At 68.2% G+C, this 16,056-nt stretch carries 14 protein-coding genes; 5 read left to right on the top strand and 9 right to left on the bottom strand.

Annotation, left to right across the window (positions count from 1 at the left end):
• Positions 1–154 precede the first annotated feature (154 nt).
• The 4 genes from ACQ3DC_RS03150 to ACQ3DC_RS03165 form a co-directional block, all read right to left on the bottom strand.
• On the bottom strand, positions 155–1,099 hold the full coding sequence (locus ACQ3DC_RS03150; RefSeq protein WP_430751493.1) for an LssY C-terminal domain-containing protein: 945 nt from the start codon (positions 1,097–1,099) through the stop codon (positions 155–157).
• Entirely contained in the window at positions 1,096–1,800 is a 705-nt protein-coding gene (locus tag ACQ3DC_RS03155) for an esterase/lipase family protein (protein ID WP_430751494.1), read from the bottom strand. Before ACQ3DC_RS03155 ends, ACQ3DC_RS03150 begins: the two co-directional genes overlap by 4 nt.
• A 29-nt stretch (positions 1,801–1,829) precedes the next feature.
• On the bottom strand, positions 1,830–3,047 hold the full coding sequence (locus ACQ3DC_RS03160; protein WP_430751495.1) for an MFS transporter: 1,218 nt from the start codon (positions 3,045–3,047) through the stop codon (positions 1,830–1,832).
• Between the two features lie 165 nt (positions 3,048–3,212).
• The gene (locus tag ACQ3DC_RS03165; protein ID WP_430751496.1) at positions 3,213–3,647 is read right to left on the bottom strand and encodes a hypothetical protein; all 435 of its coding nucleotides are present in this window, start codon (positions 3,645–3,647) and stop codon (positions 3,213–3,215) included.
• Between the two features lie 197 nt (positions 3,648–3,844).
• On the opposite strand from ACQ3DC_RS03165, the gene ACQ3DC_RS03170 reads away from it, so the two are divergent.
• Complete coding sequence (locus ACQ3DC_RS03170; RefSeq protein WP_104998767.1) at positions 3,845–4,189, top strand: hypothetical protein; 345 nt, start codon at positions 3,845–3,847, stop codon at positions 4,187–4,189.
• On the opposite strand, the gene ACQ3DC_RS03175 is transcribed toward ACQ3DC_RS03170, so the two are convergent.
• From ACQ3DC_RS03175 to ACQ3DC_RS03195, 5 genes are all read right to left on the bottom strand, one after another.
• The gene (locus ACQ3DC_RS03175; protein WP_430751497.1) at positions 4,111–6,057 is read right to left on the bottom strand and encodes a hypothetical protein; all 1,947 of its coding nucleotides are present in this window, start codon (positions 6,055–6,057) and stop codon (positions 4,111–4,113) included. The two genes, ACQ3DC_RS03170 and ACQ3DC_RS03175, sit on opposite strands and share 79 nt — an antisense overlap.
• Before the next feature lie 105 nt (positions 6,058–6,162).
• Positions 6,163–6,906, bottom strand: a complete 744-nt coding sequence (locus ACQ3DC_RS03180) for a cation diffusion facilitator family transporter (RefSeq protein ID WP_430751498.1) — start codon at positions 6,904–6,906, stop codon at positions 6,163–6,165.
• Positions 6,903–7,229, bottom strand: a complete 327-nt coding sequence (locus tag ACQ3DC_RS03185) for an ArsR/SmtB family transcription factor (protein WP_430751499.1) — start codon at positions 7,227–7,229, stop codon at positions 6,903–6,905. Before ACQ3DC_RS03185 ends, ACQ3DC_RS03180 begins: the two co-directional genes overlap by 4 nt.
• 67 nt (positions 7,230–7,296) lie before the next feature.
• Entirely contained in the window at positions 7,297–7,734 is a 438-nt protein-coding gene (locus tag ACQ3DC_RS03190; protein ID WP_430751500.1) for a hypothetical protein, read from the bottom strand.
• Entirely contained in the window at positions 7,731–9,056 is a 1,326-nt protein-coding gene (locus ACQ3DC_RS03195) for a serine/threonine-protein kinase (RefSeq protein WP_323056906.1), read from the bottom strand. Before ACQ3DC_RS03195 ends, ACQ3DC_RS03190 begins: the two co-directional genes overlap by 4 nt.
• 88 nt (positions 9,057–9,144) lie before the next feature.
• On the opposite strand from ACQ3DC_RS03195, the gene ACQ3DC_RS03200 reads away from it, so the two are divergent.
• The 4 genes from ACQ3DC_RS03200 to ACQ3DC_RS03215 all read left to right on the top strand — a co-directional run bounded on the left by ACQ3DC_RS03200 (position 9,145) and on the right by ACQ3DC_RS03215 (position 15,994).
• Positions 9,145–11,688: a DUF4118 domain-containing protein gene (locus tag ACQ3DC_RS03200; protein WP_323056905.1), complete on the top strand. Its 2,544-nt coding sequence runs from the start codon at positions 9,145–9,147 to the stop codon at positions 11,686–11,688.
• Positions 11,673–12,344 (top strand): response regulator, encoded by a 672-nt coding sequence (locus ACQ3DC_RS03205; protein ID WP_157241488.1) that lies wholly within the window; start codon positions 11,673–11,675, stop codon positions 12,342–12,344. Before ACQ3DC_RS03200 ends, ACQ3DC_RS03205 begins: the two co-directional genes overlap by 16 nt.
• 198 nt (positions 12,345–12,542) lie before the next feature.
• A complete protein-coding gene (locus tag ACQ3DC_RS03210; protein WP_157241487.1) occupies positions 12,543–14,525 on the top strand; it encodes an amino acid transporter in 1,983 nt (660 codons plus the stop codon).
• Positions 14,526–14,614: 89 nt separating this feature from the next.
• Positions 14,615–15,994: a TrkH family potassium uptake protein gene (locus ACQ3DC_RS03215; RefSeq protein ID WP_430751668.1), complete on the top strand. Its 1,380-nt coding sequence runs from the start codon at positions 14,615–14,617 to the stop codon at positions 15,992–15,994.
• The last annotated feature ends 62 nt before the right edge of the window (positions 15,995–16,056 follow it).

The following is a 16,056-nucleotide window of genomic DNA, read 5'->3' on the forward strand; positions in this document are numbered from 1 at the left end:
ATACCGCCGAGGATTCACTTCCTCGCCTTGGCAATGGACAGCGGGTTCCTGGCCGCGGGCTTGCTGGCCGGGCCCGAGGCCACAGGTACTGCCCTCATCCTGGTTTCGATTGGACTCGGAACGTATGCGAGGTTCGGGCGCCGCGCACCTGCAGTCAGGCGGAAACACCCGGCCGGCCCGGCTCGTACAGGTCAATGATCGGCAGATGCCCGTCGGTGCGGATGGCATCGCCGCCGCCGTTGCGGTGGTGGTAGCCGCTGGAGTAGTTGAGGATGACGTGCACGGACTGCACGGCCTCGGCTGCCTGCAGCGTGGCGATGATGAAGTCGCGTTCCTCGTCCGTACGGTCGGCAATTTTGTGCGTGATCTGGAACGTGAACAGGGACAGTCCCACGCTCCTGTCGTACGTGCCGGCCCCCACCCAGTCCACGGACAGGCCTCCCGGCAGCATCCAACCGGGCGGGCACTTCCAGAACCGGACATGGTGCCGCTTGCGCGGGTTCCCGTCGATCTCGCGCTGGAACGCCAGGTCCTGCCTGTTGCCGAAGACGTACAGGGAACTTACCGGGGCGGCGGGATAGCTGCGGCCCAGGACGGTGGACACCAGGGTGTGCCAGGCGGTCGCCGGGGTGATGGGATCCGCCTCCACCCAGCCGGCGGAAAGCATGGCCCGCCGCAGCTCTTCCTCCGTCCCCACTACGGCGAGATTGACGGGATCGCCCAGCACGCCGTCGCCCGTCCTTGCCCGGCCGATGAAGTAGTCAGGGATGTACAGGCTGCTCAGGATCTTGTGGACGCGCGGCAGCAGCGCATAGGCCAGGATCAGCCAGACGGGCAGGAACACCCACGCCTGCTCAGGGCCGCGGGAAAGCCTGGCGAGCAGGAAAAAGTACACCGCCCAGCCAACGGCGACGGTGACCGCCAGGTACAGCAGCCGCTGCAGCACCGCCAGGACTGTGGCCCACCTGCTCTGCCGGCGCTCCACGGCGCTGCTGGAACGGGAGTGGTCAGGCTCGTCCGGAACCGCCCGCGCGGACCCCGCGTCGGAGGACCCCGCATGCGGATCCCCGACATCCGGATTTTCCAGCCCGGGGGTCACGGCTCGTCGAGGTTCAGCTGCTCAACGATGATCCGCGCCGTCTCAGGATCACCCAAAATCCGGAAGTGCCCTGCGGTGGGCAGCTCGATGTTGGTGGCGCCCGGAAGGACGCTGCCCTCCGGAATGTGCGGATCGAACGGGCCGTAGATGGACGTGATCCGGCTGTTGATCGCCTCTTCGCGGGCCAGTTCGAGGGTCAGGGGGTGCCGGGGCGAAAAGATGCGCAGGCTCGGCATCAGCATGTACCTGGCATAGCGTGAACCGGAGAACGGCGTGCACACCGTGACCATCCTGTCGATCCGCTGCTCGGGGTCCAGCATCAGCATGGCGTACTTTCCGATCAGGCCGCCCTTGCTGTGCGCCACGATCGCGGCGTCCCGCAGCCCCGCTTCCTCCAGGTGCTGCGCCACCATCCGGGCCGCCGCGGGGACGTCCAGCTGGTTCCGCTGCAGCACCGTGACCACGTGGACGGGATGGCCGGCATCGTGGATGGACTGGATGAGCGGCATCATGAACTGCCAGTTTTCGTATACACCCGGGATGATCAGCACCGGCCGCCGGTGGCCCTGGTGGAACGACCCGGGCTGGACGCGCGACAACATGCCGCGGACCTGCCATCCCGCGGCATAAAGGTAGTCCTGCAGCCACCAGACACCTTTTTGCAGCGCACTGATCCTCATGGGCGTGCCCGGTTCACTCATCTGTCGAGGATATCCCGCGCTCCCGCCGGTCAGTAGTTGCGGCGGTGCTTCAGGCGCGGAATCACGACGGCGAACACGGCCGCCGCCGCGAACCCCAGTAGGCCGGTGGCTGAGATCCCCGCGCCAAGGGTGGCAAGGGCAGTCACCCCGGAGAGCAGCACGGGCCCGGCGGTGGAGCCTGCGTCGGCCATGAACCGCCACAGCCCCAGGAACTGCCCGCGGCCCCGGTCCGGCGAAAAGTCGGCGCCCAGCGTCATCACCAGGCCCGAACTGATGCCGTTGCCGAACCCGATCAGCAGTGCCGCCAGCAGCAGCCCCGCAAAGGAGCCGGTCAGCGGAATCACCAGCAGGGCCGCGCCCATCAGCAGCGTGGACGGGACGGCGACGAACTGCCTGCCCTTCCGGTCCATGAGCTTGCCGGCGGGATAGAACACCAGCATGTCGATCGCGCCGGAGAGCCCGTAGATCAGTGAAGCTGAGGTGGCATCCAGGCCCAGGTTGTCCGCCCACAGCGGGATGACCACCTGCCGGGAGGAGCGGAGGGCGCTGAGCAGCAGGATCCCCACCCCCAGCGAAAGGAACACGCCTGCGTGGGACGCCGCAACGCTCCGGAGGGTGGGCTCCGGACCCTTGTGGCCGCCGTCGGGCCCTGGCGCAACGGCCAGGTCCGGGATGGTGAGGGACAGCAGCGCGGCTCCCGCCATGGCCACCACGCCCACCCAGTAGGCACCGCTGATCCCGGCGAACTGCATCACCGCCGCGCCCAGGAACGGGCCGATGAACACGCCGATGCGGTTCACCCCGCCCAGCGTGGAGAGCGCCCGGGCCCGGAATTCGACGGGCACGGCCTCGGTGAGGTACTTCTGCCGGGCCAGGCCGAACACGGCCCCGGACATCCCGACGACGGCCATCGCCACTGCGAGCAGCCACAGCCCGTTGGGGACCACGGAAGTCAGCCCGGCCGCCGCGAGCGCGAGCCCGGCGGCGACGGCGGCAGCCACGATGGACCAGCGCTCACCGAACTTGAGGGTCACCAGGGAGGCGGGCAGGTTGAAGAACCAGGACCCCACGCCGATCAGCGTGACGACCAGGGCCGCGACGGCCACCGAAGCGCCGAGATCGCGGGCGGTGAGGGCCACCACGGGCAGGATGGCTCCCGTGCCGATCCCGTAGAGCAGCGTGGGCCCGAAAGCAGCCACCGCCATGCCGCGCAGGCTGAAGGGCTGGGGGTCGTCCGGGGAAGTCATCAGATTTATCCTATGACCGCGCCCGGCACGCCCTTCCCCGGCACGCCGCCGGCCTGCGCCTCGAGGCCCGGGCTCAGTGCGCAGGGACTGTCCGTGCGCACCGAACCCGGGCCTCGGTGCGCAGCGCGGTACAACGCCAAGCCGACTATCCCCAGCGCCGGGAGACTACTGGCGGGCCCGCTCTCCGAAGCCTGCCAGCGACCTGAACATGGCCACGATTTCCACCACCATGCCGATGATGGAGCCCACGATGCCCAGCACCAGCAGGACCCGCACCACCACGGGCCAGCCGGACCAGCTGTCCCCAAAGTCGAAGGGAAAGACCTCCAGCATCCGGAGGGTGGCCGCAAGTCCGATGCCCAGGACCACCAGGTTCCCCAGGGCCATGACGCCCCGGTTGCGGATCACCACGAAGATGAGGTTGGCGATGATGCCCGCGGTCAGGGACGCGTTGATCATTCCGAGCACACGTTCCATGTCCGCCGTCAGGAAGGGCACAACCTTCCAGCCCGGCCAGATGTTGATCCCCCACAGCAGCACGGCGTTAACCAGCACGGAGCCAATGTTGCCGCCGCGGGTGGTCACGGTCTTGTCCGCCATAGTGACTCCCAAAGCGAGTGGACGGCCGGAATGATTGGGCGCGCCGCCTGCCAACATCGTTCCCACGGGAAACCCCGGCCGGAAGTGCCAAAAGGCCCGTAAATGTAGCAATTCGGGGGTCACAAATGCCCCGCGGAGGAGTAGCGTTCGCTTTATGGGGCGCTGTTCCGCGCCCATGCCAACGGGGAGGTCATTCGATGGGTGAAGTGTGGATCCGCACGCTCGGCAACGGGCTGGTCCGGGCAGACAGAGTCACCGAAATTTCATCCACCAGGGGGTCCTTGCACGAGGACCAGGGGTATTCACTGAAAGTCATCGTGGACGGCAAGGGCCATGTGCTGATTGACGACGCCGACCTGCAGGGCACGCTGGCGGAGCGGCTGGAGTACGCCCGGCACGTGGAGGACGCCCTGCTGCTCGCCATGGACGAGGCACGGGACAGCGACGCCGCCGTCGTCATTTCCTATGAGCCCGAGCGCGAGCGCTGGTCCGCCGCACCGGTCACGGTGTTAGCCGGAAGGCTTGCCGAACCGGTGGGCTGAGCCTGTTGCCTTTCGCCGCGGACGACGCCGGGCGGCCGCTGGGGTGCCGCCCGCTGCGGCTTGGCAGCCGCTTGCGCCTGCACGGGTTCACCGGTCCGCGCCGGCAGGCCCGTTATGCTCGTGCGCGTGAAGCAGAGCGCCCAGAGCGCAACCACCAGCACCACCACGGCCACCCAGGGCAGGTCCGGCCACGCCAGCATGAACGGCACGGCCACGGCCACCGCCGTCACGATCAGCAAATACCACGTGACGTACCACCAGGGGTTGGCCGGCAGGTTCCGCCTGGGATCGCTGGACTGCCGGAAGGACGGCTTGCGCAGCCGCTGCAGCCGGTCGTGCAGCACTCCCCACACCGGCCCGTTCAGGAGTCCCACCAGCACGCCGGCGAACACGGCGGTTGTCACGGCCAGCACGCCCAGGTCCTGCCAGTGCGCCCAGTGGTAGGTCGGGCCGGAGCACAGCCAGGCGGACCACCAGGGATCCCCGGCGGCGCCGGGCGGGCCGCACTGGACCAGGTTCCGCGTCCAGTCCAGGGAACCGAGCCACACCAGCGCAGCAGGAGCGCTCAGCGCTGAGGTGATGACGGCGAGAAGCCGCGTCACGCCCAGGCTCTTCACCATGACGCGGTGCGGGCGGAGCCGCCGGTCGCCGTCGAGCATCCTGAACGCCAGCCCGGCAGTGTCCGGTGGCGGCGGGTCCAGGACCAGCCTCGCCAGCGGATCCAGCACCTCAACGCGGTTCTTGGAGTAGACAATGTGGTCGTAGATCAGGGCGGACCTGTTGTACACGGGATGTTCCTCGGGGCCCGGACCGCCGTCGCCCCCGGTGTCCCGGGCGTAGATCTTGCCGAAGACCGGCAGCGGGCCGTTGGCGTGCGTGGAGATGGGCCCGGCGGGCACAAAGTCGAACTTCCCCCACACGTTAATCCACCGGGGGCGACGGGGGTTGGCCAGCCAGTCCGTCACCGGGTCCTCCCCCGTCCCGCCGCCCCACTGCGCGTAGCCCAGCAGGTCCAGCCCGCTGCCCACGCTGACAAAGTTGGTGGCGCGGGCCTGGTTCTGGAACAGGACCTGCCCGGTGATCGCCGCGCCCTGGCTGTGCGCCACCACGGTCACCTCCGTGCCCGGGCTGTGGTCCCAGCGCTGGAGCGTGTCCACCACCCGCTGCCGCATGGCCGCGGCCTGAAGTGGCTTGCGCTTCCACACCTGGGGATCGCCCAGGAAGTCCGCGAACAGGGACACGAGCTTCCCCGCCCAACGTCCCGGCCCCGGAATCCAAGCCAGGATGATGATCAGGAGCAGCACCACCAGCACCGCAAGCAGGATGAAGAACCCGGCGAACGCGGCCAGCGATGTGAGGACCAGCTGCCTCAGCCAGGCGCCGAGCCACCGGATGTCCTTCCGCCGGCCGGGATGGAGGTTCCACTTGATCAGCTGCACGGACCGCATGTACACGCGCAGGGCCGTGCGCAGCGCCCACGAGTAGGTTGAAGCGGCCGACGCCGGCTCGAAGTCCCTGCCCCAGGACGCCTCGGTCATGAGCACAGTCAGGTAGTCCGGTTCGTGGCCGTCCACGCCGCGGAGGACCTTGACCAGCACCTCCGGCGCGTCGCCCACCGCGTTGGCCTTGGTGATCACCAGGTGCGGATGCGCGGTGTGCGGCACCATGTCCAGGGAGAGATCGTGCAGGCTCAGCATCAGCGGCTGGGCCCACTCCTGCAGGGTGCCGCCCTTGAGGGCCCGGCCCATGCCGTGGACGAACACCACCACGTGGTCCGGCCGGCCAGGTTGCCCGGGGCGCCCGGGCCCGTTCGCGGCCTCCGCGCCCTCGGCGGCGCCATGGCCGCCACGGCTTGCGCGCTTGTCCATGGCTAAATGATCCACCCGCGCCAACTGGCGGGGAAGGGAAAGTGCGGAACCCGGATCCTGGTTCCGCACTGCGGTCCGGACGTTCCCCGGGGTGGAGGCGGGCGCTCAGCGGCCGGACGGCGGCGGCCCGGATGCCGGGGTTTCCGGCGCCGGCTGGGCGTCTGCCTGGCAGCCGGTGCAGCAGGCAGCGTCTTCTTCACCAGGGCCGTTGCCGTCATTGGCGTGCAGGACAGGGCAGCAGGCCTCACCCCGCCAGGCGTCGATTCCTTCACGGACGGCGATGCCGGCGATGACCAGGGCGGCCCCGGCATCGGCCCACCACCAGCCCAATGCACTGTTCAGGACCAGGCCAACCAGCAGCACGGCCGAAAGGTACGTGCAGAGCAGCGTCTGCTTGGAATCGGCCACGGCGGTCCTGGAGCCCAGTTCCCGCCCGGCGCGGCGCTGCGCCCAGGACAGGACAGGCATGACCGCCAGGCTCAAGGCTGCGATTGCGATTCCCGGCGCCGAGTGCCGGGCTTCTCCCCCGCCCGTGAGTGACCGGACCGCGTCCACGCTCACGAACGCGGCCAGGGCAAAGAAGGAAATGGCAATGATCCGCAGGGTCAGGTGCTCGCGCCGCTCCGGATCCTTGGCGGTGAACTGCCAGGACAGCGCCAGGGCGGATGCCACCTCTATGACCGAGTCCAGGCCGAAGCCCACCAGCGCCGAGGAGTCCGCGGTCCCGCCGGCCCAGAGTGCCACCACGGCCTCGATGACGTTATAGCTGATGGTGGCGGCCGCGAACAGCCGGATCCTCCGGCTCAACACCGCACGGCGTTCCGGGGTTGGTGTGTGGATCAGCGTCATGCCACGCACTCCCCGTCCGGGGCGCAGCAGGCCGGATCCACGGCAAGGACAACGCCGATCAGGTCCTTGATGGCGTGGCCAAGCCGGGCGTCCGCGAGTTCGTAGCGGCTCCGCCGCCCGTCCTGGACAGCAACCACCAGTCCACAGCCGCGCAGGCAGGCCAGGTGGTTGGACATGCTCTGCCGCGAGACGCCCAGGGAGTCCGCCAAATCCGAGGGATAAGCAGGCGCTTCCGAGAGGGCCAGGAGAATCCGCGCTCGGGTGGCATCCGACACCGCATAACCGAACCTGGACAGCACGGGGGCCTGAGTGAGCAATTCCATGGACTCAAAGTACATCCACAGATGTATTCAGGCAAGCGTGTACTAACGGCCGGAGGTTACTCCGCCTTTACCCGTTACCTTTGCCCTTGCCCTTCTCGGCGTCCTTCTTGGCATCCTCGAGCTGCTTTTCAGCCTCCTTTTGGGCGTCCTCCTGGTCCTCAGCGGCCGTTGGTTCCGCGGAAGGTGCGGGCTGCGGCTCCGCCGCCTGCTGCGCCGCCTCGAGTTCAGCCCTGATCTTGCTGATCGCAGCCTCCGCGCGCGCCTTCCGTTCGGCCGACATCAGGCCCTTTTCCGCTGCGGTTGCCACGTCCTGGCCCAGCTGTTGAAGCTCGGCGAGCGCCGCCGGAAAGTCCTGCTGCGCGGCGAACTGCTTAGCCGAGGCCACCCGGGCCTGCAGGCCTTCCGCCGTTCCTGCATCCAGCTCCGACGCACCGGCGCAGGACGTCAACAGCACAAGCCCCAGGCAGGCGGCCAGGATCCGGACCGCGTGTTTTGTCCGGCTCATGGCGTGACGCTCTCTTCCAGTTCCTTGAAGTGCTCGCCCAGCGGTCCGGTGATGACCGGTTGGGGTGTTTCCACGGGGGCCGGGGAGGGGCGTTGGATGGCGGCCAGCAGGACTGCCGCGAGGACCAGCCCAAGAACGGCGACGGCGGCAAGGACCCAGGGCCGGCGGCCTCCCATTGTGCCGGGCTTCTTCCACGGACGCCGCGCGATTGATGGCCCGCGGGCCGGCGCTTCAGGGATTCCTGCCCCGGCTTCAGGGATTCCTGACCGGGGAGCCCGCTGCCATGACGTCGCGTTGGTTGCTTCGCTGCCGGAAAGGGAGGGAATCCTGGGACCCCGGGTACCTGCCGGCGCTGCGGGCCCGGAGTTCCCGGACGGTCCGGGAGCATTTCCGGGCCGTTGGGGAGCAAGGACGCGGGTGGGCTGCGGAAGGGCTGCGGTGGCGGCCGTTGCCCCGCCGCCTGCATCGGCCAGCCGGCCCCAGTCTCCGGCCGTGCCGAATTCTGCGGCCACGGCCGAGGCCTCCGGCCGTGCACGGGGGTCCCGTGCAGTCATGGCGGCGAGAAGCGGCACCCAGCTCGGGCCCAGGGAAGCGGGAATATCCGGGTCCCGCGAGAGCCTGGCCACTGCGGCCTCAAGCGGCGGCCCGGGGAATGCCACCTTCCCGGTCAGCGCCTCCAGCAGCACAAGCCCCAGCGCATAGATGTCCGCCGGCGGTCCAACCTGCTCCCCGCTGGCCTGCTCCGGACTCAAGTAGGCCGCCGTCCCCGGAACCATGTTGGTGGCGGTGACCCGGGCGCCGTCGAGCATCCGTGCGATGCCGAAGTCCGCCAGCTTGGGGCGCAGGGGGGAATCCGCCGTGTAACGGGTCAGGAGGATGTTGGCGGGTTTGATGTCGCGATGGACCACGCCCCGGTGGTGGATGTACTGCAGCGCCCCCGCGAGCTCGGCGCCCAGCCGGGCCACCTCAGCGCCGGGCAGCGGGCCCGAAGCCAGGTGGCCGCGCAGGTCCACGCCGCTGACCAGTTCCATCACCAGGAACGGCACCTCCCGCCCGCCGCTCAGCAGGGTTCCGGTGTCGAAGAGCGTGACCAGGCCGGGGTGGTTCAGCCCGGCAAGCATCCGGGCTTCTGCCTGCTGCCTCCGCAGTTCGTCCGGATCGGTGACGTCGGCACGGAAGACCTTAAGCGCCACTTCCCTGCCCAGCACCACGTCGGTTCCCCGGTAGACGCTCCCCATGCCGCCGTCGCCAATTACCTGGCCAACCCTGTAGCGTTCGCCCAGGATCGTCCCGGCCATACCCGTCTGCGTTTCTTCCACCATGCGGCCCCCTGCCTTCAGTCCACCCATCACTCTAGCCAAACCACCATGTGCGCAGGGGGAACGATCGCGCAGGGGGAACAATAGAGCCATGGCACGAGGTAATCTGCGCATCTTTCTTGGGGCTGCGCCCGGGGCAGGCAAGACGTTTGCGTTGCTGGAAGAAGGCCGCAGGCTGGCCGGGGAGGGCTTCGACGTCGTCGTCGGTGCGGTCGCTGCCAAAGGCCGTGCCGACAATGAGGAGATGCTGGAGGGCCTGGAGCTGTGCCCGAAACCGGCGACCGAGGGCCTGGAAGGCGGGCTGGACGTCCAGGCCCTCAAGGACCGGGCGCCGGACATTGTCCTGGTGGACGACTACGCCGCCGCCTCGGGCGGTGTGCACCGGTGGGAGCAGGTGGACGCCCTGCTCGACGCCGGGATCAACGTCATCTCCACCCTGGACATCAGGAACCTGGAATCCCTCTCCGACGCGGTCCGGGAGGTCACGGGAGAGCAGGAATCACTCACTGTCCCGGACACCGTGGTGCGGGGCGCCGGCCAGATCGAACTGGTGGACGCCTCGCCTGAGCTGCTGCGCCAGCGGCTTGCCGACGGAAAGATCTACGGCACCCGGGAAGAGGCCGACGCCGCGCTTGCCGGCGTTTTCCGCATCGGCACGCTCGCCGCCCTGCGGGAGCTCGCACTCTTGTGGCTGGCTGAGCGCGTGGACGCAGACCTGTCCGACTACAAGGAATTGAAGAGGGTCCGGGAGAGCTGGCCGGCCCGGGAAAAGATCGCCGTCGGGGTGGGCGGGAAGAGCCGCGACCAGGTCCTGGTCCGCCGTGCCGCAAGGATGCTCGCCGCGGCCACCGGCGGGGAGCTCCACGTAATCCACGTCCGTACCGGCACGGAGGGAGCCGCGGAGTCCGGCAAGGACCTGGAGATGCTGCGCAGGCTCACGGCGGAATTCGGCGGCGTATTCCACGCCATCGGCGGGCGGGACGTCGGGCAGGCCCTGGTGGACTTCGCCCGGAGCATCAACGCCACCCAGATCATGGTGGGGGCCCCCTCGCGCCGGTCCCCTTTCCGGGGCCGGAGCGGGGTGGCAGCCGGTGTGCTGAGGGATGCGGGCGCCATGGATGTCCACCTCATCAACCACCTTCCCGGCCCCTCCGGCGGCCAGAGGCGGACGCCTCCCCGGCTGGGCCGGCGCCGGGAGATCCCCGCGTTTGCCCTGGCGGTGGGGCTTCCCCCTGCCCTGCAGTTCATCCTGGACCTCCTCCCCCACAACCAGCTGTCAACGGACATGCTGGTCCACCTGACCGGCATTGTGGGCGTCGCCCTGCTCGGGGGGCTTTGGCCGGCCGTGGCGGCGGCCGTCCTCGCAGGGCTCATCGTCAACTACTTCAGTGTCCGGCCGGTCGGGTCCCTGTCAGTCCTCGATCCGGAAAACGTCCTGGCGCTGCTCATCTTTGTCCTGGTGGCGGTGGCCGTCTCGCTGGTGGTGGACCGCTCGGCCAAGCTCAGCAAGGAAGCACACATAGCCGGCGCGGAGGCCGCCGTCCTGGGCGAACTGAGCCGCCGGGCCGTCGCCGAAGGCAACAGCATCCCCGCCTTCCTGGACCAGGTCAGGGAACATTTCCAGGTGAAGGGTGCCGGGCTGTGGGCCAGGCGCGGGACCGGCAGGTCCGCGGTCTGGGAGCTCCGGGAATTCTCCGGCGAACCCCGCACCGCTGAAGTATCGGAGGCGGACACGGTGGAGCAGCTGAACGGGGACAGGATGCTCACCCTGACGGGAAGGGAACTCTCGCAGGACGAAAGGCGGCTGCTGGCCGCCTTCGGCGCACACCTGCTGGCCATGGTGCAGCGCGAGGAACTCTCTGCCAGCCAGCGTGAAAACCTGCGCCTGGCCGAGGGCAACACCATGCGGACCTCCATCCTGCGGGCGGTGTCCCATGACCTGCGCACCCCCCTGGCCGGCATCAAGCTGGCCTCCAGCAGCCTGCGGGACAAGAGCATCACCTTCGGGCCCGAGGAACAGGAAGAACTCCTGGCCACCATCGAGTACGGCGCGGACAGGCTGGACCGGCTGGTCAGCAACCTCCTGGACATGTCCAGGATCACGGCCGATTCGGTGGCGCCGCTCATCCGCCCGGTCTACTGGGTGGATGTGGTGGGCGAGGCGCTGCGGGGAACGGACTCGGAGCGCCTCCGGGTGCTGCTGCCGGACAACATGCCCCCCGTAGATGCGGACCCGGGGATGCTGGAGCGCGTCATCGCCAACCTCGTGGAGAACGCACTCAAGTACGCCCCGGATTCCGATGTGGTGATTGCCGGCGCGGTGGGAGGTGCGGGCAGTGCGAGAATTGGGGATGTTCCCGCCAGTGAGCTCACCGTGGTTGATCACGGCTCGGGCATCCCCGCCGATGAGGTCCTGGCCATGTTCCGGCCCTTCCAGCGCGCGGATGACACCACTCCGGGGACGGGGATCGGCCTTGGCCTGGCTGTCGCAAAGGGGTTCACCGAGGCCATGGGCGGGGTCCTTCTGGCTGAACCCACTCCTGGCGGGGGCCTGACCATGGTGGTCCGGCTGCCGCTCTCCACCGGCGCCGCGCCGGAACCCGGCATAAGGGGGGCATCATGGCAACAGTCCTGATTGTTGACGACGAGGTCCAGATCCTCCGTGCGCTCCAGATCAACCTGAACGCCAGGGGCTATTCCACCGTGACCGCGTTCACCGGCCAGAGCGCGCTGGAGCAGGCTGCGCAGCACCCGGTGGACATCATCATCCTGGACCTGGGGCTTCCCGACCTGGACGGCGTCGAGGTCATCCGCCGCCTCAGGCGTTGGAACAAAGTGCCCATCCTGGTCCTCTCGGCACGGCACGGCTCCGAGGACAAGATCCTGGCCCTGGACGCCGGCGCGGATGACTACGTAACCAAGCCGTTCGGGATGGATGAACTCCTTGCCCGGCTCCGCGCCGCCCTGCGCCGCGGGGCCCCGGGGGACGCCCCGGTTGTGAAGACGGATGTGTTCACTGTTAATCTGCCCGCCAAACAGGTGACCCGCCGCGGAGTGCCTGTGCGGCTGACGCCCACCGAGTGGAACATCCTGGAACTGCTGGTCAGGAACAGCGGCGCCCTGGTCACCCACGAGGACATCCTTACCCGGGTGTGGGGCCCGGGTTACGCGGACGAGACCGCCTACCTGCGGGTCTACCTGGCACAGCTGCGGCGGAAGCTTGAACTGGACCCGGCCAACCCCCGGCACCTGCTCACTGAAACCGGCCTGGGGTACCGCTTCCAGGAGTGACCCTCCGGACCCGGTGAATCCCTGCGCCGCTACACCCTGCGCTGCTGCGGCAGAGGCGTTAAGAAAGCATTAAGATCCCCGGAAACGCGCGTTGGACAGGAACTGCCCGGTGCTAGGCTCCGGTGGTTACAGCACAGTGCCGCGCCTGGAAACGGGGGCCGGTGTGTCCTCATCCGGCAGAAAAGAAAGACACGTCCCTTGACGGCTCCCGCCCAGTTCTCCCTTCCCGCCACCGTTCCCAACCCTGAACGTGAAATAGTGCCCGGCAGCGCCTTCACCCGGTGGCTGCTTGAACACCGGGTGCACCAGCCCGTCGGCCCGGAAGCCGCCGAAGCCCATGCCCCGCAGCAGAGCTGGTGGAAGGTCATGTGCCTCACCGGGGTGGACTACTTTTCAACCCTGTCCTACCTTCCGGGCATCGCGGCCCTGGCCGCCGGTGCGCTGTCCCCGCTCGCCACCCTGCTGATCGTGGCCCTGACGCTGCTCGGAATGCTGCCCATGTACCGGCGGGTGGCCAAGGAAAGCCCCCACGGGCAGGGGTCCGTGGCCATGCTCGAACGGCTCCTGCCGTTCTGGCGAGGCAAGGTCTTCGTGCTGATCCTGCTCGGCTTCGTGGCCACGTCCTGGATCGTCACCATCACCCTGTCAGCCGCCGATGCCTCCGTGCACCTGCTCGAGAACCCGTTCCTGCCGCACTTCCTGGAAGGCCAGGCCGTCACGATCACCGTGGTCCTGCTCCTGATCCTGGGCGGGGTGTTCCTGATGGGCTTCTCCGAAGCCGTGGCCGTGGCCATCCCGCTGGTAGCGGTCTTCCTGCTGATGAATGCGGTGATCATCGGGGCAGGAGTCATGGAGATCTTCACTACCCCCGGCGCCCTGAACGGCTGGACCTCCGCCCTCACGTCCTCCGGCGGAGGCTTGGGCGGGGTCGTCGGCCCGGCCCTGATGGCTTTCCCCCTGCTGGTGCTGGGGCTGTCAGGCTTCGAGACCGGCGTCAGCATGATGCCCCTGGTGGCCTCCGAAGGCGCCACTGCCGAGGAGAAGCTCGCCGCCAAGATCAAGAACACCCGCAAACTCCTGACCGCAGCCGCGGTCATCATGAGCGTGTACCTGATCGGCAGCAGCTTCGTCACCACGGTCCTGATCCCTGCTGAACAGTTCCAGGACGGCGGCGAAGCGAACGGCCGCGCCCTGGCATACCTTGCCCACGAAAAGCTCGGCAACGGCTTCGGCTCCGTCTATGACATCAGCAGCATCCTCATCCTCTGGTTCGCCGGCGCCTCGGCGATGGCCGGCCTGATCAACATCGTGCCGCGCTACCTGCCCTCCTACGGCATGGCCCCGGACTGGTCCCGCGCCGTCCGCCCGGTGGTGCTGGTCTACACGGCCATCAGCGTCCTGATCACCATCGGCTTCAACGCCGACGTCAACGCCCAGGCCGGTGCCTACGCCACAGGCGTCCTGGCCATGATGGTTTCCGGCGCCATCGCCGTCACCATTTCCGCCATCCGCCGGAAGCAGCGCGCGGCGTCCATCGGTTTCACCGTGCTCACGCTGGTGATGCTCTACGCGCTGGCCGCCAACGTGATCGAAAAACCGGACGGCATCACCATCTCCGCGTTCTTCATCCTTGGCATCATTGCCATCTCCCTCGTCTCCCGCGTCAGCCGCACCACTGAGCTGCGCGTGGACAAAATAGAGTTCGACGACGGCGCACGCCGCTTCATCAGGGACACGCTGGAGTACGACGGCCGGATCAACCTGATCGCCAACCGTCCGCAGGACCGGGACGGCGCCGAGTACAGGGACAAGGAAGCGGTGCAGCGGGAAAACAACCCCGTGCCCGGCACCGCGGATGTCATCTTCCTGGAAATCGACATCACCGACCCCTCCGAGTTCAGCGAGACCCTGGAAGTCCGGGGCGTGGAAGTGGACGGCCACAGGATCCTGCGGGCAAACAGCCCGGCGGCACCCAATGCCATCGCCGCGATCCTCCTTGCGCTGCGGGACGGCACGGGTGTCAAACCGCATGCCTACTTCGAGTGGTCCGAAGGTAACCCGCTGGCCCACCTGATGCGCTACCTCCTCCTGGGCCGCGGCGACACTGCCCCGGTGGTCCGGGAAATCATCCGCGAAAACGAACCCGACCCGGACCGCCGCCCGGGCATCCACGTGGGATGAGCCTGCGAAGGAGCGGCCCGCCGCCGTCGGATTCGCCGAATGCCGGGAACCCCGGCACGGAACCGGCCAATGTCGCCGCAATCCAGAAGATGCTCCGGGACGCCAAAAGCGGGAAGGAAAGCAAAAAGGACAACTTTGTCCGCCGCCTGCTGACCCACCCCGTCAGGGCCGTCCCGGTGGCCTTCCTGCTGGTCATCATCACCGGCGGCGCCCTGCTGATGATCCCGGCAGCCCGGCAGGACGGGGGCTCCGCGGAGTTCATCGACGCGCTGTTCACCTCCGTCTCCGCCGTCTGCGTCACGGGCCTGATCACCGTAGACACCGCCACCTACTGGACACCGTTCGGGCAGGGAATCATCCTGGGCCTCATCCAGGTGGGCGGGTTCGGCATCATGACCCTGGCAACGCTGCTGGCGCTGCTGGTCCGCAAGAGCATCGGCCTTCGCGGCCAGCTTGTGGCCCAGTCCGAGACCCACACCCTGAACCTGGGGGACGTCCGGGCCGTGCTGCTCCGGGTGGCCAAGATCATGCTCGGCTTCGAGGCAGCAACAGCCTTGATCCTGACCGCCCGGTTCTGGATCGCTTACGACCAGAACCCTGCCACCGCCCTGTGGCACGGGCTGTTCCATGCCATCTCAGCGTTCAACAACGCGGGCTTTTCCCTCTTCAGCGACAACCTGATCGGCTTCGCCGAAGACCCGTGGATCATCGTTCCGATCTGCCTCGCCGTGATTGCCGGCGGGCTCGGTTTCCCGGTGCTCATCCAGCTCACCCGCGCTGACGTGGCGCCGAAGAACTGGACCGTCCACCTGCGCCTGACCGTCTACGGAACGCTGCTGCTCCTGGTGGCCGGCTTCGCACTGTTCGCGGCCTTCGAGTGGAACAGGCACCAAACCCTGGGCCCGCTTTCCCTGACGGGCAAGATCCTGGGCTCCTTCGCCGGCAGCGTCTTTCCCCGCACCGCCGGCTTCAACAGCATTGACTACGGTGCCGCTGCCCCCGAAACGCTGATGGTCACCAACATCCTGATGTTCATCGGCGGCGGCAGCGCCGGCACCGCCGGTGGTATCAAGATCACGACGTTCCTGGTGCTGGGCTTCGCCATCTGGAATGAGGTCCGCGGCCGCGACCAGGTGACCATCGCCCACCGCTCCATCAGCTCGTCCTCCCAGCGGCAGGCCCTGTCCGTCGCACTGCTGGGGATCGCCGCCGTCGTCATTGGAACCATGCTCCTGCTGATGTTCACGGACTACAGCCTGGAAAAGGTCCTTTTCGAATCCATCTCCGCATTCGCCACGGTGGGCATGAGCACCGGCATCACGTACGACCTCCCCCCGGCAGCGAAATGGGTGCTTATGGCGCTCATGTTCACCGGCCGCATCGGAACGGTGGCGGTGGCGTCAGCACTCGCCCTGGCGGCACGCCCGCGCCTCTTCCGGCTGCCGGAGGAACGGCCCATCATCGGCTGACCTCCGCCAGGGCCGGTACACAAAGGCGTTCCGCCGCGACGGGCCCCGTCCGCAGGGAACCC

It is taken from the genome of Paenarthrobacter sp. NEAU-H11 (assembly GCF_050573415.1).
In the GTDB taxonomy this organism is placed as follows: domain Bacteria; phylum Actinomycetota; class Actinomycetes; order Actinomycetales; family Micrococcaceae; genus Arthrobacter.

What these genes read in the sequence shown, in the direction of transcription:
- ACQ3DC_RS03190 (WP_430751500.1), bottom strand. Translation starts at nt 7,734, where the DNA reads ATGAGCCGGACAAAACACGCGGTCCGGATCCTGGCCGCCTGCCTGGGG.
- ACQ3DC_RS03175 (WP_430751497.1), bottom strand. Translation starts at nt 6,057, where the DNA reads ATGGACAAGCGCGCAAGCCGTGGCGGCCATGGCGCCGCCGAGGGCGCG.
- ACQ3DC_RS03205 (WP_157241488.1), top strand. Translation starts at nt 11,673, where the DNA reads ATGGCAACAGTCCTGATTGTTGACGACGAGGTCCAGATCCTCCGTGCG.
- ACQ3DC_RS03185 (WP_430751499.1), bottom strand. Translation starts at nt 7,229, where the DNA reads ATGGAATTGCTCACTCAGGCCCCCGTGCTGTCCAGGTTCGGTTATGCG.
- ACQ3DC_RS03215 (WP_430751668.1), top strand. Translation starts at nt 14,615, where the DNA reads ATGCTCCGGGACGCCAAAAGCGGGAAGGAAAGCAAAAAGGACAACTTT.
- ACQ3DC_RS03200 (WP_323056905.1), top strand. Translation starts at nt 9,145, where the DNA reads ATGGCACGAGGTAATCTGCGCATCTTTCTTGGGGCTGCGCCCGGGGCA.
- ACQ3DC_RS03195 (WP_323056906.1), bottom strand. Translation starts at nt 9,056, where the DNA reads ATGGTGGAAGAAACGCAGACGGGTATGGCCGGGACGATCCTGGGCGAA.
- ACQ3DC_RS03165 (WP_430751496.1), bottom strand. Translation starts at nt 3,647, where the DNA reads ATGGCGGACAAGACCGTGACCACCCGCGGCGGCAACATTGGCTCCGTG.
- ACQ3DC_RS03155 (WP_430751494.1), bottom strand. Translation starts at nt 1,800, where the DNA reads ATGAGTGAACCGGGCACGCCCATGAGGATCAGTGCGCTGCAAAAAGGT.
- ACQ3DC_RS03180 (WP_430751498.1), bottom strand. Translation starts at nt 6,906, where the DNA reads ATGACGCTGATCCACACACCAACCCCGGAACGCCGTGCGGTGTTGAGC.
- ACQ3DC_RS03160 (WP_430751495.1), bottom strand. Translation starts at nt 3,047, where the DNA reads ATGACTTCCCCGGACGACCCCCAGCCCTTCAGCCTGCGCGGCATGGCG.
- ACQ3DC_RS03170 (WP_104998767.1), top strand. Translation starts at nt 3,845, where the DNA reads ATGGGTGAAGTGTGGATCCGCACGCTCGGCAACGGGCTGGTCCGGGCA.